Annotated in this window: 22 protein-coding genes and 1 pseudogene; 10 read left to right on the forward strand and 13 right to left on the reverse strand. The window is 61.4% G+C overall.

From position 1 onward, the window contains the following. The 6 genes and pseudogenes from VFE81_RS03175 to VFE81_RS03200 form a co-directional block, all read left to right on the forward strand. Positions 1–561 (forward strand): annotated as a pseudogene (locus VFE81_RS03175) (acetyl-CoA carboxylase biotin carboxylase subunit); the annotation flags it as partial. A gap of 3 nt (positions 562–564) precedes the next feature. Further along, a complete protein-coding gene (prmA, locus tag VFE81_RS03180) occupies positions 565–1467 on the forward strand; it encodes a 50S ribosomal protein L11 methyltransferase (RefSeq protein ID WP_325043198.1) in 903 nt (300 codons plus the stop codon). A gap of 48 nt (positions 1468–1515) precedes the next feature. Continuing rightward, the gene (locus tag VFE81_RS03185) at positions 1516–2886 is read left to right on the forward strand and encodes a zinc-ribbon and DUF3426 domain-containing protein (protein ID WP_325043199.1); all 1371 of its coding nucleotides are present in this window, start codon (positions 1516–1518) and stop codon (positions 2884–2886) included. 73 nt (positions 2887–2959) lie between these two features. Further along, positions 2960–3460: a thiol peroxidase gene (gene tpx / locus VFE81_RS03190; RefSeq protein ID WP_325043200.1), complete on the forward strand. Its 501-nt coding sequence runs from the start codon at positions 2960–2962 to the stop codon at positions 3458–3460. Between the two features lie 96 nt (positions 3461–3556). Then, complete coding sequence (locus VFE81_RS03195; protein WP_325043201.1) at positions 3557–4495, forward strand: carbohydrate kinase family protein; 939 nt, start codon at positions 3557–3559, stop codon at positions 4493–4495. A gap of 25 nt (positions 4496–4520) precedes the next feature. Then, the gene (locus VFE81_RS03200) at positions 4521–4997 is read left to right on the forward strand and encodes a glycine zipper 2TM domain-containing protein (RefSeq protein WP_028196458.1); all 477 of its coding nucleotides are present in this window, start codon (positions 4521–4523) and stop codon (positions 4995–4997) included. 374 nt (positions 4998–5371) lie between these two features. Here VFE81_RS03200 and VFE81_RS03205 read toward each other — a convergent pair whose 3' ends face one another. The 7 genes from VFE81_RS03205 to VFE81_RS03235 all read right to left on the reverse strand — a co-directional run bounded on the left by VFE81_RS03205 (position 5372) and on the right by VFE81_RS03235 (position 13743). Next, the gene (locus VFE81_RS03205; protein WP_325043202.1) at positions 5372–6004 is read right to left on the reverse strand and encodes a histone H1-like DNA-binding protein; all 633 of its coding nucleotides are present in this window, start codon (positions 6002–6004) and stop codon (positions 5372–5374) included. 30 nt (positions 6005–6034) lie between these two features. Further along, the gene (locus VFE81_RS03210; RefSeq protein WP_325043203.1) at positions 6035–6361 is read right to left on the reverse strand and encodes a hypothetical protein; all 327 of its coding nucleotides are present in this window, start codon (positions 6359–6361) and stop codon (positions 6035–6037) included. Positions 6362–6444: 83 nt separating this feature from the next. Next, positions 6445–7677 (reverse strand): ribonucleotide-diphosphate reductase subunit beta, encoded by a 1233-nt coding sequence (locus tag VFE81_RS03215; protein ID WP_325043204.1) that lies wholly within the window; start codon positions 7675–7677, stop codon positions 6445–6447. Positions 7678–8347: 670 nt separating this feature from the next. Then, positions 8348–11344, reverse strand: a complete 2997-nt coding sequence (locus VFE81_RS03220; protein ID WP_325043205.1) for a ribonucleoside-diphosphate reductase subunit alpha — start codon at positions 11342–11344, stop codon at positions 8348–8350. Between the two features lie 542 nt (positions 11345–11886). Next, the gene (ampD, locus tag VFE81_RS03225; protein ID WP_325043206.1) at positions 11887–12483 is read right to left on the reverse strand and encodes a 1,6-anhydro-N-acetylmuramyl-L-alanine amidase AmpD; all 597 of its coding nucleotides are present in this window, start codon (positions 12481–12483) and stop codon (positions 11887–11889) included. After that, positions 12480–12815: a PP0621 family protein gene (locus tag VFE81_RS03230; RefSeq protein WP_325043207.1), complete on the reverse strand. Its 336-nt coding sequence runs from the start codon at positions 12813–12815 to the stop codon at positions 12480–12482. Before VFE81_RS03230 ends, ampD begins: the two co-directional genes overlap by 4 nt. 10 nt (positions 12816–12825) lie before the next feature. Continuing rightward, a complete protein-coding gene (locus VFE81_RS03235) occupies positions 12826–13743 on the reverse strand; it encodes a cytochrome C assembly family protein (protein WP_325043208.1) in 918 nt (305 codons plus the stop codon). A gap of 81 nt (positions 13744–13824) precedes the next feature. Between VFE81_RS03235 and ffh the strand changes: the two genes are divergently transcribed. Both ffh and VFE81_RS03245 read left to right on the forward strand, forming a co-directional pair. After that, complete coding sequence (ffh, locus tag VFE81_RS03240) at positions 13825–15192, forward strand: signal recognition particle protein (RefSeq protein ID WP_325043209.1); 1368 nt, start codon at positions 13825–13827, stop codon at positions 15190–15192. 172 nt (positions 15193–15364) lie between these two features. Next, positions 15365–15916, forward strand: a complete 552-nt coding sequence (locus VFE81_RS03245) for a hypoxanthine-guanine phosphoribosyltransferase (protein ID WP_325043210.1) — start codon at positions 15365–15367, stop codon at positions 15914–15916. Between the two features lie 134 nt (positions 15917–16050). Here the strand turns inward: VFE81_RS03245 and VFE81_RS03250 are convergent, their stop codons facing one another. Further along, a complete protein-coding gene (locus VFE81_RS03250) occupies positions 16051–16650 on the reverse strand; it encodes a MarC family protein (protein ID WP_325043211.1) in 600 nt (199 codons plus the stop codon). 12 nt (positions 16651–16662) lie between these two features. Continuing rightward, positions 16663–18399 carry a proline--tRNA ligase gene (locus tag VFE81_RS03255; RefSeq protein WP_325043212.1) on the reverse strand — a complete coding sequence of 579 codons (1737 nt, stop codon included), beginning with the start codon at positions 18397–18399 and terminating at the stop codon, positions 16663–16665. Positions 18400–18758: 359 nt separating this feature from the next. Between VFE81_RS03255 and VFE81_RS03260 the strand changes: the two genes are divergently transcribed. Then, positions 18759–19502 carry an RNA pyrophosphohydrolase gene (locus tag VFE81_RS03260; protein ID WP_325043216.1) on the forward strand — a complete coding sequence of 248 codons (744 nt, stop codon included), beginning with the start codon at positions 18759–18761 and terminating at the stop codon, positions 19500–19502. A 77-nt stretch (positions 19503–19579) separates the two neighbouring features. Next, positions 19580–20131 carry a CNP1-like family protein gene (locus VFE81_RS03265; protein WP_325043213.1) on the forward strand — a complete coding sequence of 184 codons (552 nt, stop codon included), beginning with the start codon at positions 19580–19582 and terminating at the stop codon, positions 20129–20131. Positions 20132–20243: 112 nt separating this feature from the next. Here the strand turns inward: VFE81_RS03265 and proB are convergent, their stop codons facing one another. The 4 genes from proB to rplU all read right to left on the reverse strand — a co-directional run bounded on the left by proB (position 20244) and on the right by rplU (position 23399). Further along, the gene (proB, locus tag VFE81_RS03270) at positions 20244–21362 is read right to left on the reverse strand and encodes a glutamate 5-kinase (RefSeq protein ID WP_325043214.1); all 1119 of its coding nucleotides are present in this window, start codon (positions 21360–21362) and stop codon (positions 20244–20246) included. 70 nt (positions 21363–21432) lie between these two features. Continuing rightward, positions 21433–22557: an Obg family GTPase CgtA gene (cgtA, locus tag VFE81_RS03275; RefSeq protein WP_325043215.1), complete on the reverse strand. Its 1125-nt coding sequence runs from the start codon at positions 22555–22557 to the stop codon at positions 21433–21435. 241 nt (positions 22558–22798) lie between these two features. Continuing rightward, positions 22799–23062 (reverse strand): 50S ribosomal protein L27, encoded by a 264-nt coding sequence (gene rpmA / locus VFE81_RS03280; RefSeq protein ID WP_007180330.1) that lies wholly within the window; start codon positions 23060–23062, stop codon positions 22799–22801. A 25-nt stretch (positions 23063–23087) separates the two neighbouring features. Beyond that, on the reverse strand, positions 23088–23399 hold the full coding sequence (rplU, locus tag VFE81_RS03285; protein ID WP_007180329.1) for a 50S ribosomal protein L21: 312 nt from the start codon (positions 23397–23399) through the stop codon (positions 23088–23090). Between the last annotated feature and the right edge of the window lie 55 nt (positions 23400–23454).

The raw sequence follows: 23454 nt of genomic DNA on the forward strand, positions 1-23454 counted from the left end.
CTTGGCGCGGGTACGTTCGAGTTCCTGTACGAAAACGGCGAGTTCTATTTCATCGAAATGAACACGCGCGTGCAGGTCGAGCATCCGGTGACCGAGTTGATCACGGGCGTCGATATCGTGCAGGAACAGATCCGTATCGCGGCCGGCGAGAAGCTCGCGTTCCGTCAGCGCGACATCGTCTTCAAGGGTCACGCGATTGAATGCCGGATCAATGCGGAAGATCCGTTCAAGTTCACTCCGTCGCCGGGACGCCTGACGTCGTGGCATATGCCGGGCGGCCCCGGCATCCGCGTCGACTCGCATGCCTACAATGGTTATTTCGTACCGCCGAACTATGATTCGATGATCGGCAAGCTGATCGCTTACGGCGCAACGCGCGAGCAGGCGATCAAGCGGATGCGCATCGCACTGTCGGAAATGGTCGTCGAAGGTATTCAGACCAACATCCCGCTGCACCGCGAATTGATGCTGGACGCGAAGTTCGTTGAAGGCGGCACCAGCATTCATTACCTCGAAAACCGGTTGGCCGCGAAGCAGCAGGCCGCGCCGGAAGAAGCGTAAGCCATGAGCTACCGGGAACTGATCGCCGAACTGGCACGCGAGCACGCGGAGGAGTTCTCCGACGCGCTGCTCGAGCTGGGCGCGCTGTCCGTATCGGTTGAAGATGCGGATGCCGACACGCCCGACGAGCAGCCGCTGTTCGGCGAGCCCGGTCTCACGCCAGATCGCACGGCGTGGCAGCGTTCGCGCGTGATCGCGCTGCTCGCGCCGGAACACGAGCCGGCGGTGCTGCTCACCGCGGCGGCCAACGAACTGGGCCTCGATCCCGCACCTTCATTCACCGTGCGTGAAGTCGAAGAGCAGGATTGGGTGCGTCTCACGCAATCGCAATTCGATCCGATTTCAATCGGCGAGCGCATCTGGGTCGTGCCCTCGTGGCACGATGCACCGGACCCGGACGCCCTCGTGCTGGAACTCGATCCTGGCCTCGCATTCGGAACCGGCAGCCACCCCACTACCCGTCTGTGCATGGAATGGCTGGAGCAATCGGTGAAGGCTGGGCAATCCGTGCTCGACTACGGCTGCGGCTCGGGCATTCTCGCGATTCTCGCGAAGAAGTGCGGCGCCAACCCGGTGTACGGCATCGATATCGACCCGCAAGCGGTCGAATCGGCGCGCCACAACAGCGAACGCAACCGGGCTGAAGTCACTTACGGTTTGCCTGACGAATGCCCGACCGGCGAGTTCGATATCGTGGTCGCCAATATCCTGTCCAATCCGCTCAAGCTGATGGCGTCGATGCTGTCGTCGAAGGTCAAGCCAGGTGGCCGGATCGCGCTGTCAGGCATCCTGGCGCGCCAGGCGGACGAAGTGGCGCAGGTCTACGCACAATGGATCGACATCGGCGTATGGCGCGAACACGAAGGTTGGGTATGTCTAACGGGAACGCGCCGCGAAAGCCATTAGAATAAGGCGTATTGTCCAACCAACGGCCTTTCGGCTTACCGGCTCAATATGCTCCTGGCGACGCGTTGCCCCTTCTGTGAAACCGTCTTCCGCCTGCAATCGGCGCAGCTCGCGCTGCGCCGTGGCCTCGTGCGTTGCGGGCATTGCCATGAAGTATTCGACGCATCCAGCAGCCTGTTCGAACTGAACGAAGGCGACGACTTCTCCTCCGCCAAGCCGGTTGCCGCGGCTGCGGCGATCGAGGCTTTGTCTGGCGTACGTCCCAAGGACCCCGATTTCAGCGCTGAAGCCTGGGATCCGTGGGCACCGGCGGCTGACGCTGTGATCGACAACCGTCTGCTTCACAACGCCAGCAATCTGCCGCTTACGCCGGTTTCCACCGGCTTAGGCGTCGCGGTCACGCCGCGGCATGCAACCGAGCCGGAACTGCCGCCAAGCGCCTTCACCACGCCGACTCCTCCCGACGACGAACCCATTCTCGCGGACGCGCCACTCGAACCCTTCGCCTACGAGCCCGACGCGCCGGTGGACGTCCCGCGCGAGCCTTTCGCTCGCCCGGCTAATCCGCCGGCGGAAGCCGCGCCACGGGTCTGGCACAAGACCGAGCGCGTCTCCGAACATCTTGCTCACGCAGACGAACCGGTCCTGAACGAGTCGGCCGCCTTGCATGGCATTCCTGACAATGAACCGCATTTCGGCGCGGCCGGCTTAGGTGCGGCCGGCTTAGGTGCGGCCGGCTTAGGTGCGGCGGCCGGCTTGGGTGCGGCCGCGGCGGGCGGTCTGGGCGCAGGCAGCAGCGGCGGCTCAGGCATGGCCGGCCCAGGTGGCCCGGGCGCAGCTTCATTTGGATCGAGCGGCGAACCTTTCACAGTCCAACCCGTGCATGACGACGTCGATCCCTTCCCGGTAGTACGCGAGACGCGCCCGGCCGCACCTCGCCGCCTCGGCTGGATCATCGCGGGCTCGGTAGTCGCGGCGCTGCTGGTTATCGCCCTGCTCGCGCAGCTCGCCTGGTGGCAACGCGAAACCGTGCAGGTCTACTTCCCGCGTTCACAGACGCTCTATGCGAAGGCCTGCGCGCAGCTCGGCTGCCAGATCACGCCGCCACACGACATCGACGGTTTGCAGGTCGAGCCGTCCGATCTGCGGCAGATCGACGGCCCGCACAAGCTCGAACTGAAGATGCCGCTGCGCAACCGCTTCAATGTTGCGCTGGCCTACCCGGCCATCGAACTCACACTGCTCGACGACCAGAACAATGTCGCCGTGCGGCGCGTACTGTGGCCGCAAGACTATGTCCCACCCGGCACGCCAATCGCGGCCGGCCTGCCGGCGCATACGACCCAGACCATGATCGTCCACCTCGACACGGGCAATGCGGTCGCTTCCAATTTCCGCGTACAGATTTTTTATCCGTAACGCATCCTTGCGCGCCCGGCATTGACCGGGCGTGTTCACCGTCATTACTGACGAATTTTCGGAGCACAACAACATGAGTCAAGTTACGCTGGGTGGCAACCCGATCGAAGTAGCCGGCACGTTCCCGACCGTGGGCCAGAATGCCCCCGCCTTCTCGCTGGTGGGCAAGGATCTGAAGCCGTTGTCGCTGGCTGACTTTGCCGGCAAGCGCAAGGTGCTGAACATCGTCCCGAGCCTTGACACGCCGACTTGCGCCACCTCGACCCGCAAGTTCAACGAAGCCGCAGCCAAGCTGAGCAACACGGCTGTGATCGTCGTGTCGGGCGACCTGCCGTTCGCCGCATCGCGCTTCTGCACGACAGAAGGCATCGAGAACGTCGTGACGGCGTCCACGTTCCGCGGCCATGAGTTCGCGCAAGCCTACGGCGTCGACGTGACGAGCGGCCCGCTGACGGGTCTGACGGCACGCGCCGTGGTGGTCGTCGATGAAAACGACAAGGTCGTGCACGCTGAGCTGGTCGGCGAAATCAAGAACGAGCCGAACTACGACGCAGCACTCGCCGCGCTGAAGTAAAACCTTCGCGCACGAATCCCGGCGCCGCGCTTCATGCGCGGCGCTGTCACATCGTCGCGCCCATTCTCATTATCGATTTTTACAGGAACGCTCGCCTTGGCTACGCTGATTTGCGGTTCGCTCGCCTACGACAACATCATGACCTTCGAAGGCCGCTTTCGGGATCACATCCTGCCGGAGCAGGTCCACATCCTGAACGTGAGCTTTCTCGTGCCGACGATGCGCCGGGAATTCGGCGGCTGCGCGGGCAACATCGCCTACTCGCTGCATCTGCTCGGTGGTGACGCGCGCATCATGGGAACGCTCGGCGCGATCGACGCACAGCTCTACATGGACCGCTTCAAGCAGCTCGGCCTGTCGACGGAAAACGTACTCCTGGTGCCGGACACCCACTCGGCGCAAGCGATGATCACCACCGATCTGGAAAATAACCAGATCACCGCGTTCCACCCTGGCGCGATGATGCAGTCGCATCTGAATCGCGCCGATGAAGCGAAAGGCATCACGCTCGGCATCGTCGGGCCTGATGGCTTCGACGGCATGGTCCAGCATTCCGAGCACCTGGCAGCGGCCGGCGTGCCGTTTATCTTCGATCCGGGCCAAGGTTTGCCGCTGTTCGACGGTGAGTCTCTGCGCCGTATGATTGAACTTGCTACTTACGTAGCTGTCAACGATTACGAAGCCAAACTGGTGAGCAACAAAACGGGTTGGTCGATCGAAGAAATTGCCGGCAAGGTCGAGGCGCTGGTTATCACGCTCGGCGAGCAAGGCGCGAAGATCCATCAGGCCGGGGGCATCGAAGATATTCCGGCGGTCAAGGCACAGCAGGTGCTCGATCCTACAGGTTGCGGCGACGCGTTCCGCGGCGGCTTGCTGTACGGCATCGAGAACAAGCTTGGCTGGGCGACCACGGGGCGTCTGGCAAGCCTGATGGGCGCGCTGAAGATCGAACACCTAGGCCCGCAAAACTACGCGCCCAGCCGGGCGGAGATCAACGAACGGTTCAAGCAGGCGTTCGGATACGACCTGCAGTAATACCGCAAGCTATTGGAGTTAGGGAATGAGAACAACGAGTCGCCTGGTAGTGGCCGCCTTGATTGCCGGTTCACTGGCCATGTCGGGGTGTGCGTATAACAGCAGTTCTGCAGATGTCTACACGGCGTCGCAGGCACAGCGCGAAGAGACGGTCCGCATGGGCACGGTCGACAGCGTTCGGGCCGTGAAGATCAGTTCGAACAACGGCCAGCCGAGCGGCCTGGGTGCGATCGGTGGCGGCGCGTTGGGTGCGGTGGCCGGCAGCGCGATCGGCGGCGGCCGCGGCTCGATCGTGACGGGCATCATCGGTGGTCTGGCGGGCGCGGTGGCAGGCAATGCGGTCGAGAACGGCGTCGCGGTGCACGACGGCCTCGAGATCACCGTGCGACTCGATAACGGCGACATGCGCGCGATCACGCAAAGCGCCACCGGCGAAATCTTCCGCGCCGGCGACCGCGTCCGTCTGCTCTCGAGCGGTGGCGTCACGCGCGTCACGCACTAAACTTTTCCCCTCTCGCACGGCAACGCTTAGCGCGCCGCCGCGGCGACTTCAGACGCATGCCCTCCCCTGTCGACCGGAGTTAGCGCTTTAGCTGTCGACCAGAGTTCACGCTTTAGCGCGCTACTCTGGTCCCATGCAAAGCACTTCCTCCGGTCCCATGCAACATGGTGGCGGTGCATGCGTTTTTTTTCGCCTGTACATTTTGAGCCGACGCGTTTTCATGCATTGGCGAGCGCCGGGCAAAAAAAATCCCGTCGCCAGAAACCCGGCAACGGGACCCTGACCGAGTAGCGCTCGGTAATGCTACTTAAGCGCTACTCGATCATCGACACATGCTACGGCGTGTCGAAGTACTTCCACCGCTCATCCGCCAGTTACGGACGGCTGCCCGTCGGGAACGGCCAAGCCGCTGCCGGGTTCAGCGCGGTTTTCACCGACGCCGCCGGTGCGCTCGAGACAGAAGTCGCAGCGGGTGCAGGCGCAGCCTTCTTGGCGACAGCCTTCTTCGCAGGGGCAGCCTTCTTGGCAGGAGCAGCGGCCTTCTTCGCGGCAGCCTTCTTGGCAGGCGCAGCCTTTTTAGCGGCAGCCTTTTTCGCAGGCGCAGCTTTCTTGGCAGCAGCCTTCTTAGCAGGCGCAGCTTTCTTGGCAGCAGCCTTCTTAGCCGGCGCCTTCTTTGCTGCGGCCTTCTTCGCCGGTGCCTTCTTTGCTGCAACCTTCTTCACTGCGGCCTTCTTAGCCGGCGCCTTCTTCGCTGCAACCTTCTTCGCTGCAACCTTCTTCACAGCGACTTTCTTGGCTGCAACCTTCTTGGCCGGAGCAGCTTTCTTCGCTGCAACTTTCTTCGCCGGTGCCTTCTTTGCTGCAACCTTCTTTGCTGCAACCTTCTTCACTGCGACTTTCTTTGCAGCGACTTTCTTCGCCGGAGCGGCCTTCTTAGCCGGTGCCTTCTTGGCTACGACCTTCTTCGCTGCGGGTTTCTTAGCTGCGGCTTTCTTTGCAGTTGCCATCATTTTCTCCTTCAGGTTTTCAGATGAGAGTCAGTTCAAACTACACCCTTCGTCAAAACCCGCTTCCCGCGGACGCTTCTCAGGGCGCGCGCTACGAAGCGGGCTATTCATCGGCGTACGCAGGTGCTGCGCGCTTACGCTAATGAATGCGGTAAGGCGCGCCGTGCCCTTGGGCACCGCGCGCCAGATCTGGTCGGCGCTGGATATCAACGCCGGCAATTGCTTGATCGGGCCGCTGGCGGCAACGCCAGCGGCTTTTTCCGGGGGGAAGTTTGCCCATCCCACTGAAGGGTTCGCAAAGTGCCAGTCATATTTGTGGGCCGCGAAGGCACGCGACGCACCGGGCACGATTTGCATCAGGCGGTTCTGCTCCTAACTAAATTGCCGCGGACCGAACCGCAGCATCCCCAAAATGAATGCTTCTGCGACACGAACCCGGATCACTCCCAGGTCAGCGCGCCGCCAGTCTGATATTCGATCACTCGCGTCTCGAAGAAGTTGCGTTCCTTCTTCAGGTCGATCATCTCGCTCATCCAAGGAAACGGGTTTTCCTCGTTCGGGTACAGCGGATCGAGACCGATCTGCTGGCAACGACGGTTGCAGATGAAGCGCAGATAGCTCTTGAACATCGACGCATTGAGGCCGAGCACCCCGCGCGGCATCGTATCTTCTGCGTAACGATATTCAAGTTCGACCGCTTGCTGGAAGATTTCGCGGATTTCCGCGCGGAACTCAGCCGTCCAGAGCTGCGGGTTTTCGAGTTTGATCTGGTTGATCAGGTCGATGCCGAAGTTGCAGTGCATCGACTCGTCGCGCAGGATGTATTGGTACTGTTCCGCCGCGCCGGTCATCTTGTTCTGACGGCCCAGCGCCAGGATTTGCGTAAAGCCGACGTAGAAGAACAGGCCTTCCATCACACAGGCGAACACGATCAGCGAGCGCAGCAGGGTCTGGTCTGCCTCGAGCGTGCCGGTCTTGAAGGCCGGGTCGGTCAGCGTATGGATGAACGGAATCAGGAATTCGTCTTTGGCGCGAATCGAGGAAACCTCGTGATACGCGTTGAAGATTTCGCCTTCGTCGAGGCCCAGCGATTCGACGATGTACTGGTAAGCGTGCGTGTGGATCGCCTCTTCGAACGCCTGGCGCAGCAGGAACTGGCGGCATTCGGGCGCCGTGATGTGGCGGTAGGTGCCCAGCACGATGTTGTTGGCGGCAAGGGAATCGGCCGTCACGAAGAAGCCCAGGTTGCGCTTGACGATGCGGCGCTCGTCTTCGGTCAGCCCGTTCGGGTCTTTCCAGAGGGCGATATCGCGCGACATGTTCACTTCTTGCGGCATCCAGTGGTTAGCGCAACCAGCCAGATACTTTTCCCAAGCCCACTTGTATTTGAACGGCACCAACTGATTGACGTCGGTCTGGCCGTTGATGATGCGCTTGTCGGCGACATTGACACGCGACTCGGAAACGGCAGCCGTTCCGGTAGCGTGAGAGACGGAAGCAACGGGAGCGACAGCGATGTCGTTCGCGAAGACGTCTTGAGCCGAGGGAGCGTGAGGAGCGGAACGCGTTCCGACTTGCGAACCGACAGCCGATCCCGCCGCGTTGCGCAACACATTCTGTTGCGTAGCGCTCGAGGGAGTTACGGCAGTGATCTCGTCATCCCAGTTGAGCATAAATGTCACCATCAATTTAGAACGGTTTGTACCATCTTTTCACGAGCGATAAAAGAGTTCGCTGATGAAAAATCCTGTTTTCGATTCGCGTTGCTACGTTCATACAACACTTTGTTCAACAGACTGTGTGTGTCGCCTCATGTGAAGCGTGTTGAACGTGTGTCGTCGAAGTGCTTCGCAAGCTCGAAGAGCAACGTGTCGAAGCGACGTTTCGCTGCTCTATCTATCTGTATTGCGGAGCGTGTTTGCAGCGTCTTGCGATTGCTTCCTGCTGCCTCGTGTCTGCCTGTTCGTCAGTGCTAGCGAGGCGAAGTTCAATGCAATGTCGGGCGATGCATCTGCCGGCTGTGTCGATCGACTCTCGGCCGGAGCGTTTGCTGAGCGCTTCATGTCGAGCGCTTCGTCTGTGTTGCCGACTGCTGACCGCTTCATCTACCGCTTGTTACCGCTTCGCGACTTCAGTTGCTTGCCGTGCTTTGCTGCCTGTCGACGAGCGGCGCAACTTCGATTTCGTTTTGCCGCGCCGCTCATCTACTTCACTTCTGTATCACTTCTATCAGGCTTGCTGATCGCTGCATGCGGGTCTTTACCTACAACCCGTTCAGCAAACAGCGATCCTGCTGCCTGCTTCGTACTCGTCTCGCGCCTGAATCACGGTCGCGAGAGGTTCTTACTGGCAAGCCTCGCACTCGTCGAAACCCGGATCGCCCGGACGCATCATGCACACCGGACCATCCGCTTCCGGCGCTGCTTCGACTGCCACCGCCGGCGCTGCCGCCGCTGCCTGGATGCCGCCCGAAGCTGCACCACCGCTTGCGCCAAACCCGCCTGCCGCGCCACCGCCGACACCACCCGAACCTTCTCCACCACCCGAGCTCACCGCGTTCAGCGCGCCGTGAGCAACCGTCGACTTCTCGACGTGCGTCGCCGCCATCGTGCGGAGGTAGTAGGTCGTCTTCAGACCGCGCACCCATGCAAGTTTGTAGACTTCGTCGAGCTTCTTACCCGACGCGCCGCCCATGTAGATGTTCAGCGACTGCGCCTGGTCGATCCACTTCTGACGACGCGAGGCCGCCTCGACCAGCCACACCGGATCGAGTTCGAACGCGGTGGCATAGATCGCGCGCAAGTCGGCCGGAATCCGGTCGATGCGCGACAGCGTGCCGTCGAAGTACTTCAGGTCGGCGACCATCACTTCGTCCCACAGACCGCGTTCCTTCAGGTCGCGCACCAGGTAGTCGTTGACCACCGTGAATTCGCCCGACAGATTCGACTTCACATAGAGGTTCTGGAACGTCGGTTCGATGCAAGCCGACACGCCGATGATGTTCGAGATGGTCGCCGTCGGTGCGATTGCGACGCAATTCGAGTTGCGCATGCCGTAGGTGGCGATGCGCGAACGCAGTTCGGTCCAGTCCATCGATTCGCTCGAATCGACTTCAACGTAACCACCACGCGCTTCGGCCAGCAGCTTCACCGAGTCTTGCGGGAGGATGCCGCGATCCCACAGCGAGCCGCGGTAGCTGGAGTAACGGCCACGTTCCTGAGCCAGTTCGGTCGACGCGTAGTAAGCGTAGTAGCAAACCGCTTCCATCGACGTATCGGCGAACGCCACTGCCTCTTGCGACGCGTACGGCGTGCGCAGCAGATGCAGGCAGTCCTGGAAGCCCATGATGCCCATGCCGACCGGACGGTGCTTCAGGTTCGAGTTACGTGCCTTGGCAACCGCGTAGTAGTTGATGTCGATCACGTTGTCGAGCATGCGCATCGCCACACTGACGGTGCGCTTCAACTTGTCGTGGTCGAGCACCAGCGTGCCGTCGGCCTGTTCCTTCAGGTGAGCGACGAGGTTCACGGAGCCCAGGTTACAGACGGCGATTTCGGCGTCGCTGGTGTTCAGCGTGATTTCCGTGCACAGGTTCGACGAGTGGACGACGCCGACGTGCTGTTGCGGCGAGCGCACATTGCACGGATCCTTGAACGTGATCCACGGGTGGCCGGTTTCGAACAGCATGCCCAGCATCTTGCGCCACAGTTGCGCCGCCGGGATCTTCTTGAACAGCTTGATCTCGCCGCGTGCGACCTTGTCTTCGTAAGCCGTGTAAGCCGTTTCGAACTCGGCGCCGAACTTGTCGTGCAGATCCGGGCAGGTGGACGGCGAGAACAGCGTCCAGTCGCCGCCTTCGTGAACGCGCTTCATGAACAGGTCGGGAATCCAGTTCGCCGTGTTCATGTCGTGGGTGCGGCGACGGTCGTCGCCGGTGTTCTTACGCAGCTCGAGGAATTCTTCGATGTCCAGGTGCCACGTTTCCAGGTACGCGCACACCGCGCCCTTGCGCTTGCCACCCTGGTTGACCGCCACAGCCGTGTCGTTGACGACCTTCAGGAACGGCACAACGCCTTGCGACTTGCCATTGGTGCCCTTGATGTGCGAACCGAGCGCACGCACGCGCGTCCAGTCGTTACCCAGACCGCCGGCGAATTTCGACAGCAGCGCGTTTTCCTTCAGCGCTTCGTAGATGCCGTCGAGGTCGTCGTCGACCGTGGTCAGGTAGCACGACGACAGTTGCGAGCGACGGGTGCCCGAGTTGAACAACGTGGGCGTGGACGACATGAAGTCGAAGCTCGACAGCACCTTGTAAAACTCGATCGCGCGCGCTTCGCGGTCGATCTCGTTCAGCGACAGACCCATCGCGACACGCATAAAGAATGCCTGCGGCATTTCGATACGCACGCCGTCGTGATGCAGGAAGTAGCGGTCGTACAGCGTTTGCAGGCCGAGGTAGCCGAATTGCAGGTCGCGGCTGTTGTCGAGTGCGGCGCCGAGGCGCTTCAGATCGAACTGCAGCAGCTTGTCGTCGAGCAGTTCGGCTTGCACGCCGCGCTTGATGAATTGCGGGAAGTACTCGGCATAGCGGTCGGCCATTTCCGTTTGCGTGACTTCCTCTTCGAGGATCTCGCGGCGAATCGTGTGCAGCAGGATGCGGGCGGTGACCTGGCTGTATGCCGGGTCCTTTTCGATCATTGTGCGGGCAGCCAGAATCGCCGAGTCGTAGACTTGGGTCATCGGCACGCCGTCGTACAGATTCTTGACCGTTTCCGCGATGATCGGATCGGCGCTCACGGCGTCGCCCAGGTTCGAGCAAGCCAATTCGATGATGCCGCGCAGTGCAGCCATGTCGAGCGGACGCGTCACGCCGTTGTCGGTGACGTTCAGACCCGGTGTGTTGGCGACAATCAGGTCGTCATGACCGCGCGCCTGGGTGCGCTTCTCGCGATACAGCACGTACGCACGCGCGACGTTGTGTTCGCCGCCGCGCATCAGCGCGAGCTCGACCTGATCCTGGATGTCTTCGATATGGAACGTGCCGCCGTTCGGACGGCTGCGCACGAGTGCGCGCACCACGCTCTGCGTCAGTTGCTCGACCAGTTCACGCACACGAGCCGACGCCGCGCCTTGACCACCGTTGACGGCCAGGAATGCCTTCGTCACGGCGATGGCGATTTTCGACGGCTCGAACGACACCACGCTGCCGTTACGACGGATCACCTTGTAGTCGGCATAGGTCACCTGCGGCGCGAGCGCCTGTGCGCCTTGTGCCTGGCCGAAGGCCTGGCCGGTCGGTGAGCCCTCATACCGGGTCGTCACATTGTCGGTGGTTTGCATGTGCAAAGCTCCTGGTCCTGGAAATGGTGCGGAGAAAGCCGCGGATTAAAACGAACGCTGCGCCGCCGCGTGCGCAAGCGATGGTGTGCAGGAAAAAGGCCGGCTGAGCCGGGTGGCGGGATGCGACAGCGATGAAGCCTGGTTCGAATGTGTAACGGTCTTCATCGTGTGTGTCGCGATCACTTGCTGTGCCCTTTTCCTGAATGCTTCTGGGTGCTGCCGGTGCTCTCGACCAGCGGCGCCGCGGGAATTGTTTTTCGCTGCCTGGAATGCTTGCGGCGCCATGCTCGGGAGCGGGGCGCCGCTGACTTATTCACTCGGTTATGCACCCAGTTATTCACACGGTTATGCACAGCACAACACAAGATATAGTGCAAAACCGAATTTCTGGCACCAAGTATAGTGGAGATTCGAGACAGGTCAAATCGATTTATTTGCTTTCGAAGACTTGACATCTGGATCGCACGACGCAAAACCACCTCCCCGGAGAACAAGGCTGCGCCTTGCTCTGCCCGTATCACGCGAAGTCGCGCGAAGGGTCGTTACGGTGCGCTGGAAAACTTGAGATAGGGGAAGTACTGATCCGCTAACGCGGTGTCGCGCTGCAGACGCTGCCACTCGAAATGGGGCCCTGGATCGGTTTTGCGGCCGGGGGCAATGTCCGAGTGACCGGCAAGCGCTTCGACCGGATAGCGAGCCTTGAGCGCCGTCACAAGTGCACCGAGCGTGCGGTATTGCGCCGCTTCGAAAGCAGTCGTGTCACTGCCCTCCAGCTCGATGCCGATAGAGAAATCGTTGCAGCGCTCGCGCCCGAAAAAATTCGACGGGCCGGCATGCCACGCGCGCTCGTTGCAGGAGACAAATTGCTCCAGCACGCCGTCGCGATGAATCACGAAGTGCGCGGACACCCGTACGCCGCGCAAATGCGTGTCGTAGTACGGGTGGGCGTCGCAGTCGAGTGTGTTCTGGAACAGTTCGGCGATCGCCGTGCCGCCGAACTCATTGGGCGGCAAGCTGATGTTATGGACGACGATCAGCGTCGGCACGGCCCCGTCGGGCCGCGTTTCGAAATTCGGCGATGGCAGTTTGCGTGCGGCGGCGACCCAACCGTCGGCATCGACGGTGAACGCGACACTCATCGAGCGTCGCGGCCCGTGGGATGCGCGCCGTGACGCTGTGCATGTGCGGCGCTGCAGAACGGCTGCCCGGCCACTACCACGGAGTCGCTTTTCGGCGCGTGCACGCCGCACTCGGCACAACGGATCATCGGCTCGGCAAGCTGCGGCTGCGCTTGCGCGGAGGCGGGCCCACGGGCGCCGCCATTCGGACCGCTCTGGCCTTTTGCGCCCGCGGCGCCATTCGCACCGGCGCCGCCGTTGCGTTGCGACGCTTGCGCGTCATGACGACGCAGCGCCTTGACCAGCCATTGGCCAACGATGAACAACAGGATCAGCAGAAAAATTTGTCGCATAGCAGGGCACTCACACTACAGCACGGTGCAACAGCACCTCGAATACAAAACGGCTGCCGACGTACGCCAGCAGCAGCGCGACGAACGACGCCAGCACCCAGCGCAATGCCGCACGGCCGCGCCAGCCGGAAACCTTGCGCGCGGTCAGCAGCGCGCCGAACATCACCCATGAAAGAATCGCGAAAACGGTCTTGTGATCGAGCCGCAACGCGCGGTCGACCAGTTGCTCGCTGAATATGATGCCCGAGAGCAGCGTCAGCGTGAGCAATACGAAGCCGGCGCCAATCAGACGGAACAGCAGCTTTTCCAAAGTCAGCAGCGGCGGCAGCGTGTCGAGCCAGCTCGACAGCCAGCCGTTGCCCGCCGCGGCCGCACTCCGTTGCGACATACCGCCGCGCATTGCGTGAAGACGCCGCTCGACCAGCAGCATCAGAATCGCGTGCAATGCAGCGATCGCGAACAAACCGTATGCGATATTGGCGATCAGGAAGTGCAGCTTGAACATCGGCGCGGCCGAATACGGCAGCACGCGCACGCCGCTGAACGCCAGCGGTAATAGCGAAGCGACGCAGGCGAGCGGCAACACCAGCAAGCGAAGGCCGTCGAGCGGAAAGAAAAAACTTTCGATCCAGTAGATGCCGGCGCCGAGCCAGAACATGGCCGACAGCGCGAACGCGAAGCCGAACACCATCGCGTTCTGGGGAAAGATGGTGGTATGCAGCAGCACGCCGTGCGCGAGCAGCGCGACAAACAGCAGCGCGCGGCCCGACGTGCTCATACCCGAGGCGGCCGAGATGCTCGCAGCGACGGGCACCGCCGGCACGCTCCCGAGCATGGGGCGCAAGGCGGCGTGCCGGTGCGAGCGCCAGCCTGCCACGGCGAGACCGCCGTAGAGGAGCGCAGTGAGGGCATACAGTACAATATCCATATTCGAAGTTTACACTAGGCCCCTGCTCCGCGACGTCTTCCACTTCGCGCCCCGCTCCGGCCGCACTGTTCATCGCTCCCCATGCTCGACAATCTGACTCAACGGATGGCGCGCGTCGTCAAGACGCTGCGCGGCGAAGCCCGGCTCACCGAGGCGAATACCCAGGAAATGCTGCGCGAAGTGCGCCTGGCGCTTCTCGAGGCGGACGTGGCGCTGCCCGTCGTGCGCGAGTTCATCGCCAAGGTGAAGGAAAAGGCGCTTGGCGAGGAGGTCATCAGCAGCCTGTCGCCGGGCCAGGCGCTGGTTGGCGTGGTGCAGCGCGAGCTGACCGCGATCATCGGCGGCGACTATGAAGGCAAGGCGGTCGAACTGAATCTCGCCGTCACGCCGCCGGCCGTCATCCTGATGGCGGGTCTGCAAGGCGCCGGTAAGACGACCACGGTCGGCAAGCTCGCCAAGCTGCTGCGCGAAAAGTACAAAAAGAAGGTTCTGACCGTCTCGTGCGACATTTACCGCCCGGCCGCTATTGCGCAGTTGAAGATGGTGACCGAGCAGGTCGGCGCGGATTTCTTCCCGTCTGAGCCGGATCAGAAACCGGTGGATATCGCACGCGCCGCGGTAGATTGGGCCAAGCGTCACTACCACGACGTGCTGCTGGTCGATACGGCGGGCCGTCTGGGTATCGACGAAGCGATGATGCAGGAAATCACCGCGTTGCACAGCGAACTGAAACCGGCGGAAACGCTTTTCGTCGTCGACGCGATGCTGGGTCAGGACGCGGTCAACACCGCGAAGGCCTTTAGCGACGCCCTGCCGCTCACCGGCGTCGTCCTCACCAAGCTCGACGGCGATTCGCGTGGTGGTGCTGCGCTCTCCGTGCGTCACGTGACGGGCAAGCCGATTAAATTCGTCGGCGTCGCCGAAAAACTCGACGGCCTCGAAATTTTCTACCCGGATCGCATGGCGAACCGGATTCTCGGCATGGGCGACATTCTCGCCCTCGTCGAAGAAGCGCAGCGTGGCGTAGACGTACACGCCGCGCAGAAGCTCGCCGACAAGGTCAAGAAAGGCGGCGACTTCGACCTCAACGATTTCCGTGCGCAGCTGACGCAGATGAAGAGCATGGGCGGCCTGTCGTCGCTGATGGATAAACTGCCCGCGCAGTTCCAGCAGGCTGCGGCCGGCGCCAATATGGGCATGGCCGAATCGCAGATGCGCCGCATGGAAGGCATCATCAATTCGATGACGCCGCTGGAGCGCGCCAAGCCCGAGCTGATCAAGGCCACCCGCAAGCGCCGTATTGCCGCCGGCGCAGGCGTGCAGGTGCAGGAAGTCAACCGCATGCTGAATCAGTACGACCAGATGCGCACGATGATGAAGAAGCTGAAGGGCGGCAATTTGCAGAAGATGATGCGCGGCATGAAGGGCATGATGCCCGGCATGCGCTAAGCTTTAGCAAAAGACGGCGGCGCGCGTGCTTCCCTGCAAGAACAACGGCACGCGCGACTGACTCCGGATTTGTGCGGGTTTTTTCTGTACCGCACGCCGCCGTCGCCCAAGGGGACTTCCTTCGGGGCGTTCTCACCCACACTATGTATACAGTTACCGCCCGTCAGACGTCATGAACCGCGAAGAAGCTCTCCACATTTTTAGCCACTCCGAAGAAATCGTTTCGGCCGACGACGTCAATGCGTCGATCAGCGGCATGGCTGCCGCCATCCGCGATGAGATGAGCGAGGACTTCCCGCTCGTGTTGTCGGTGATGGGCGGCGCGGCGGTGTTCACCGGCATGCTGCTGCCTCACCTCGATTTCCCGCTCGAGTTCGACTACATCCACCTGACCCGCTACCGCAACACGACCAAGGGCGGCAGCGAGATGCAGTGGCGCGTGGCGCCGGCCGAGTCGGTGAAGGATCGCGTCGTGCTGGTGCTCGACGACATCCTCGACGAAGGCGAGACGATGGCCGCGATCCGCGACCGCATCCTTGCGATGGGCGCGAAGCGCTTTCTGAGCGCGGTGCTGTGCGAGAAGATCATTCCGAAGGCGAAGCCGCTGCATCCGGATTACTGTGGCTTTGAAGTGCCGGACCGCTACGTGTTCGGTTGCGGGATGGACGCCAAAGGCTACTGGCGCAACCTGCCGACCATTCGGGCGTTGACCGAGGGCGCTTAGAGTCAGGTTGCTTCACCAGCGCCATTTGTGGCGCGCATCGACGTAAAAAAAGCGGCCTGCGGGCCGCTTTTTTGTTGGTCAGGCTGCTGATAGCAACGCGCCGCTACCGTGTTGAATCTCGCATCAGATCTCACTCAAAGTTGATGCACAAAAGAGCGGATGCCGCCGAGCATCATTTCGACTGAGATCGCCACCAGCACCAATCCCATCAGCCGTTCGAAGGCCATCATGGTGCGCTCGCCAAGCCACGCCTGAATGCGCTCCGCCAGCATCAGCACGATCGCGCAGACGACCATCGTGACGGTCAGTGCACCGATCCATTCGAACATCTTGCCGGGCGCCTGCGACGTCAGCAGCATCACCGTCGCGAGCGCCGATGGGCCCGCCAGCGCCGGAATGGCGAGCGGCACGATGAGCGGCTCGCCGCCTCGCGTGTCGCCACCGAACGGACCGTCCGGATGCGGAAACACCATTCTGAGCGCAATCAGAAACAGCACGATTCCGCCACCGATGCGCAACGACTGGTCGGTTAGGCTCATCATGCGCAGGAAACCGTCGCCGACCACCATGAAGACCAGCAGGATCGCGAAGGCGATCGCCACCTCACGAAGAATGACGATCGTGCGCCGCTTCGGCGACACGCCCCGCAGGCAACTGATAAAGAGAGGAATGTTGCCGAGCGGGTCTGTGATCAGAATCAGCAGGATGGTCGCGGACAGGAAGGTGTACTCCACCGTCCGCTCCGCTTACTGCGCCAACGCGGCGCGAACTTTGCCGATCACGGTTTGCGCGGCGTCTTCCACCGGCAGCAGCGTCGCTTCAGCGTCGCGGCGGCCTTGATACTCGAGCTTGCCGTCCTTGAGACCGCGATCGCCGATCACCAGGCGATGCGGCACGCCGATCAGTTCCCAGTCGGCGAACATCACGCCCGGACGTTCACCACGGTCGTCGAGGATTACGTCGATACCCGCCTCAACTAACTCCGCGTATAGCTTGTCGGCCTGCTCGCGCACGGCATCGCTGCGGTCATAACCCATCGGGCACAGCACGACTTCGAACGGTGCGATCGATTCCGGCCAGATGATGCCCTTGTCGTCGAAATTCTGTTCGATCGCCGCGCCCAGAATGCGCGTGACGCCGATACCGTAGCAGCCCATTTCCATCTGCCGCGGCTTGCCGGTCTCGTCGAGACAGGTCGCGTTCATCGCTTCCGAATACTTTGTGCCGAGCTGGAACACGTGGCCGACTTCGATGCCACGGCAGATGTCGATCACGCCCTTGCCGTCCGGCGAGGGATCGCCCTTCTTCACATTGCGGATATCGGCGATGACCGGCTCCGGCAGATCGCGGCCCCAGTTCACGCCGGTGATGTGGTAATCCACCTCGTTTGCGCCGACCACGAAATCGCTCATGTTCGCGACCGTGCGATCCGCGACGACCTTGACCGGCTTCTTCGTGTTGATCGGACCGAGGTAACCCGGCGGCGTGCCGAAGGTCTCGATGATCTCGGCCTCGATGGCCATGCGGAATTCCGCGAGACCCGGCAGCTTGCCAGCCTTGATCTCGTTCAGATCGTGATCGCCGCGCAACATCAGCAACCAGATGGTCGGCTCAGCGCCTTCGTTTTCGGTGGCGAGGACGATCGACTTGATGGTGCGCTCGAGCGGAATATTCAGCAGCTCGGCTACGGCTTCGCACTTCGCCTTGCCCGGCGTTGCCGTCTTCTTCATTTCTTCGACCGGCGCCGCGCGTTCCTTGTAGAGCGGCAACGCTTCGGCCGCTTCGACGTTCGCGGCGAAATCCGAGGTCGGGCAATAGGCGATCGCATCTTCGCCGGTGTCGGCGATCACGTGGAACTCATGCGAACCGCTGCCGCCGATCGAACCGTTGTCCGCTGCCACGGCACGGAAATTCAGACCGAGGCGCGTGAAGATACGCACGTACGCGTCGTACATCTTGCGATACGACTCGCGCAGGCCTTCCACGTCTTTGTCGAACGAGTACGCGTCTTTCATGATGAACTCGCGGCCGCGCATCACACCGAAACGCGGACGGATCTCGTCGCGGAACTTCGTCTGGATTTGATAGAAGTTCACCGGCAGTTGGCGATAGCTCTTGATCTGGCCGCGCGCGATGTCCGTCACCACTTCTTCGTGGGTCGGTCCGAACACGAAATCGGATTGTTTGCGATCCTTGAAGCGCAGCAGTTCGGGGCCGTATTTTTCCCAACGGCCCGATTCCTGCCACAGCTCCGCCGGTTGCACCGACGGCATCAACAGTTCGATCCCGCCCGCCCGGTTCATTTCTTCGCGCACGATGGCTTCCACCTTGCGGATCGAACGCAGGCCGACCGGCAGGTAGCTATAGATACCGCCGGCGATGCGGCGGATCATGCCGGCGCGCACCATGAGCTTGTGGCTGACGATCTCGGCGTCGGCGGGCGCTTCTTTCAGCGTGCCGATAAAGAAACGGGAAGCTTTCATTCAGATTTTCCAAAAGCGGCGGCTCCGGAGGGACCGCCCGAAAGGTGAAAACGGTGGGGAAACCGACACAGACCCGGCTTGGAGCCGGCACGAACTCGCCCAACACCCGGCCAAAGTCTGGCCAGGCCCCGGCAAACGCCCTGCACATGCCAGGTAAAACCCCGGCAAACCGGTCTGACCGGGGCGCCGAAGCCATCGCGCAAAGCCTTTGCAGCAAGGGATAAGGCACGGAAAGACTGACAGGCTACCGCAAACACGGGCCTTTTGCGGCGAATCGTTCCAATCTGGTGCGATTCGGTGCGTCGGGTCCGTTATCTGTTTATAATCAAAGCAATTTTAAAGGATTCGAAGGTGGTTGTATGCTGGATCGTGAAGGCTTTCGCCCGAACGTCGGCATCATCCTCTTGAACGCGCACAACGAGGTGTTTTGGGGCAAACGGCTCCGTGAACATTCCTGGCAGTTTCCGCAAGGGGGCATCAAGTACGGAGAGACCCCCGTGCAAGCGATGTATCGGGAGTTACACGAAGAAACCGGGCTGCTTCCTGAGCACGTCAAGGTGATTGGTCGCACGCGCGACTGGTTGCGTTACGAGGTGCCTGACAAGTTCATCAAGCGCGAAGTACGCGGTCATTACCGCGGCCAGAAACAAATCTGGTTTTTACTCCGGATGGTTGGACGCGATTGCGACATCTGCTTGCGCGCCACCGACCACCCTGAGTTCGATGCGTGGCGCTGGAACGAGTACTGGGTGCCACTCGACTGTGTGATCGAGTTCAAGCGGGATGTGTATCAGTTGGCGCTGACGGAGCTATCCCGTTTCATGCGCCGGGCTGCGCCGCGTGCGGAAAAACCTGGCGGGCACCATGGGCCGCGTTATCCCCGGATAGCGTCGTCAATGGAAGGTCCACCGGATTCGACAATGATGACGGTCACCACCTCGGTGACCACCCTCAGCATCGAAACGTCGATTCACACGACGATCGTGTCTGATTGCGGTCCGGGTTCCGGGTCGGTAGCCGAGGTTGGCTCTGCGTCGGAACACGAAGACGAATCGGATCGCGAAACCGCCGGCTCGTTGTTCCGTCCTGGCGTACGCAATTAACAACTCTGTGCGGCTGTCCACGCCGCCTCTCTCTGGCGCGGCTCCATGAGCTGCGCCAGTGTTTCGAGGAAACCATATTGAAAGCACTTGCTCTCGTCGTGGCGTGCGTCGCCACTGGCGCCCTGCTGGCTGGTTGCGCCAGCAAACCCTCCAATAAAGACGACAGCGCGTTTGCCTACCTGCTGGACCGGCCGAGCAACTGGGTTGAAAACAAGGTGGATACGTTGCCGCCGCTGCCGCAAGACTCGAATCTTCTTCCTTTCGAGGTCTCCGGCAACACGCCGCTGCAGTTCGCGATCGACAAAAATTCGCTGAGCGTCGGCACCGACGGCGTGGTGCGTTACACCGTTGTCGTAACGAGCTCAAGCGGCGCGCGCAACGTGAACTACGAAGGGATTCGCTGCGACACGTATGAATGGCGCCAGTACGCGGGACTGAACGCCGATCACGACGGCTGGGACCAAACCGTTGCCAACGATTTCAGGCGCATTGAGAATGGCGCGCTGAACGCATACCAGGCAGCGCTGTATCAGGATTACATGTGTGCGAACAAGATGCCTACGGGCACCGCAAAGCAGATTGTTGAGAACATCCGCTACAAGCGCACGCAGACCTCGCTGATTCACTGAGCCAGTTTTCGCGAGCAGATTTCCAATCTGGAAGTCGCGGCGGACGTAAAAAAGCCGTTCCAGCTCACGCTGGAACGGCTTTTTTGTTTGTCGTGCGTATCTTGCCTGGAAATCAGACCAGCACAAGATTGTCGCGGTGAATCACCTCAGGCTCCAGCATATAGCCGAGCACCGATTCAATCTCACCGCTCGGACGCCGCTGGATCAGCTTGGTTTCCGCACTGCTGTAATTCGTCAGGCCACGCGCTACTTCACGCCCTGCCGCGCTCAGGCAAGCGATTACTTCGCCGCGCGCAAACGCGCCCTGCACACCGACGATGCCGATCGGCAGCAAGCTCTTGCCGCCTTCGGTCAGCTTTTCGACGGCGCCGTCGTCGATCACCACGTGGCCGCGTACCTGCAGGTGATCGGCCATCCATTGCTTGCGCGCCGCCATGCGTGCCGTGCGCGCGATCAACTGCGTGCCGATCGCCTCGCCCGAGGCCAACCGCGACAACACATCCGCTTCACGCCCGCTCGCGATCACCGTATTGGCGCCGCTGTGTGCCGCGCGTTTGGCCGCAAGAATCTTGGTCAGCATGCCGCCGCGGCCCAGGCTCGAACCCGCACCACCCGCCATTGCTTCGAGTTCCTGCGCACCGGCATCGGCCTGTTGAACGAGCGTTGCGTTCGGGTCGTTGCGTGGGTCGGCAGTAAAGAGCCCTTGCTGATCGGTGAGGATGACGAGCGCGTCGCCTTCGATCAGATTCGCGACTAATGCTCCCAGCGTGTCGTTGTCGCCGAACTTGATTTCGTCCGTAACGACCGTGTCGTTCTCGTTGATGATCGGCACGACGCCCAGACGCAGCAGCGTCAGCAACGTGGAGCGAGCGTTCAGATAGCGTTCGCGGTCGGCCAGATCGGCGTGGGTCAGCAGAATCTGCGCGGTCTGGATCGAATGCTCGGCAAAGCGGCTTTCGTAGACTTGCGCAAGGCCCATCTGACCGACAGCCGCGGCCGCCTGCAATTCGTCGATCTCGCGTGGACGCTTGGTCCAGCCAAGCCGCTGCATTCCTTCGGCAATGGCGCCCGAACTGACCAGCACCACTTCCTTGCCTTGCGCGCGCAGTGCGGCAATCTGAGCGGCCCAGCGGCCAATTGCAGCATGATCGAGGCCGCGCCCGTCATTCGTGACGAGGCTCGAGCCGACTTTCACTACCAATCGCCGTGAATCTGCGATGACGGAACGCATTGTGCGCGGTCTCCCAAGATGACGCTTGATGCATGCCGGCGCCCCTGAAGGGCGCCGGCGCCCAGGCTTGTTACTCCTGCGGGTCGACGCCGGAGTCGTCCGAAGCAGCGGCCGGCGCTTCCGGTTTCTCGCGGAAACGCACATCAGCGGCGAGATCTTCGGCTTCGGCCGCGCGCTGCGCGTCCGAATGCGCGGCGATGTGGTCATACACCGCGTAACAAAGGCTCTCGCAACCCTGGCCGGTCAGCGCCGAGATTTCGAACACCGGGCCGTCCCAGCCGTAGCCTTCGATGAATGCCGATACGCGCGCTTTGCGCTCGTCTTCGGGCACCATATCGAGCTTGTTAAGCACCAGCCAGCGCGGCTTCTCATAGAGCAGCTCGTCGTACTTGCGCAGTTCGTTGACAATCGCCTTGGCTTCGGCGACCGGATCGACGGCTTCGTCGAACGGTGCCAGGTCGACGATATGCAGCAGCAGACCGGTACGCTGCAGATGACGCAGGAACTGGTGACCGAGGCCGGCGCCTTCTGCAGCGCCTTCGATCAAACCAGGAATGTCGGCAATCACGAAGCTGCGGCTCGGCCCGACACGCACCACGCCGAGATTCGGCGCGAGCGTCGTGAACGGGTAATCCGCGATTTTCGGCCGCGCATTCGACACCGACGAGATGAAGGTCGACTTGCCGGCGTTCGGCATGCCGAGCAGACCGACGTCGGCCAGCACCTTCAATTCGAGGCGCACCATGCGGCGCTCGCCGGGCTTGCCGTCGGTTTTCTGACGCGGCGCGCGGTTCGTGCTGGATTTGAAATGCAGGTTACCGAGACCGCCTGCGCCGCCCTGTGCGATCTGCACGCTCTGGTTGTGCTCGGTCAAATCGGCGATCAGCTCACCGGTTTCCATATCGCTAATGGTCGTGCCGACCGGCATGCGCAGCGTAATGTCGTCGCCGCCCTTGCCGTAGCAGTCCGCGCCCCGGCCGTTTTCGCCGTTGCGTGCCAAATGTTTTTTCGCGTAGCGGTAGTCGATCAGCGTGTTGATGTTGCGGTCTGCGACCGCGATCACGCTACCGCCCCGCCCGCCGTCGCCGCCATCCGGGCCGCCGAACGGAACGAATTTCTCGCGGCGCATCGACGCGCTGCCATCCCCTCCGTCGCCGGCGATGACTTCAATCCTCGCTTCGTCAATGAACTTCATGCGTAACTCCGTCCCGTGGTGTGCTGCTAGATGGTGCTGCTGGGTTGATGCTTTCAGATGTTGCTATTTTGCCGCGGCCGCCGTGCGGTGAGCAATCAGCCAAACGGCTAGCCTTGCCAGCGCATGGCAATCCGATCCACCGAATCGCCAATTTCGCCCAGCAAAAAGATGCTGCAATAAAAAAAGCCCCGCGAACTTCGCGGGGCCTTTTTCCGGTCCTGAAGCCCGTGCCTGATTAAACTCAGACTGCTGCCGGGACGACGTTGACCATGTGCTTCTTCGCTGCGCCCTTCGTCGAGAAATTGACGTGGCCGTCCGTCAGCGCGAACAAGGTGTGATCCTTGCCGATACCGACGTTTTCGCCCGGGTGCATGCGCGTGCCACGTTGGCGAACGATGATGCCGCCAGCGTTGATGGCCTGACCGCCGTAAACCTTGACGCCGAGACGCTTCGATTCAGAGTCGCGGCCGTTGCGGGATGATCCGCCTGCCTTTTTGTGTGCCATTTAATTTGCTCCTTAACCGGTGCGCTTACGCGTTGATCGCGTCGATGCGCAGTTCGGTATAGTTCTGGCGGTGGCCGCCATGCTTCTGGTAGTGCTTCCGGCGACGCATCTTGAAGATGGTCACTTTTGCGTGACGACCTTGCGACACGACGGTAGCCTTGACGGAAGCCCCACTGACCAGCGGCGTACCGAACTTAATCGATTCGCCTTCGCCCACTGCGAGAACCTGGTCGAGCGTGATTTCAGCGTCAATGTCTGCCGGTATCTGTTCTACTTTAAGTTTTTCGCCGACGGCAACTTTATACTGCTTGCCACCGGTTTTTATGACCGCGTACATTGAGAACCTCACTCTGAATTCATTTTTCCGCACACCGTGCGCGAAAACGCGTGAT

This window comes from Paraburkholderia sp. (genome assembly GCF_035656215.1).
Taxonomy (GTDB): Bacteria; Pseudomonadota; Gammaproteobacteria; order Burkholderiales; family Burkholderiaceae; genus Paraburkholderia.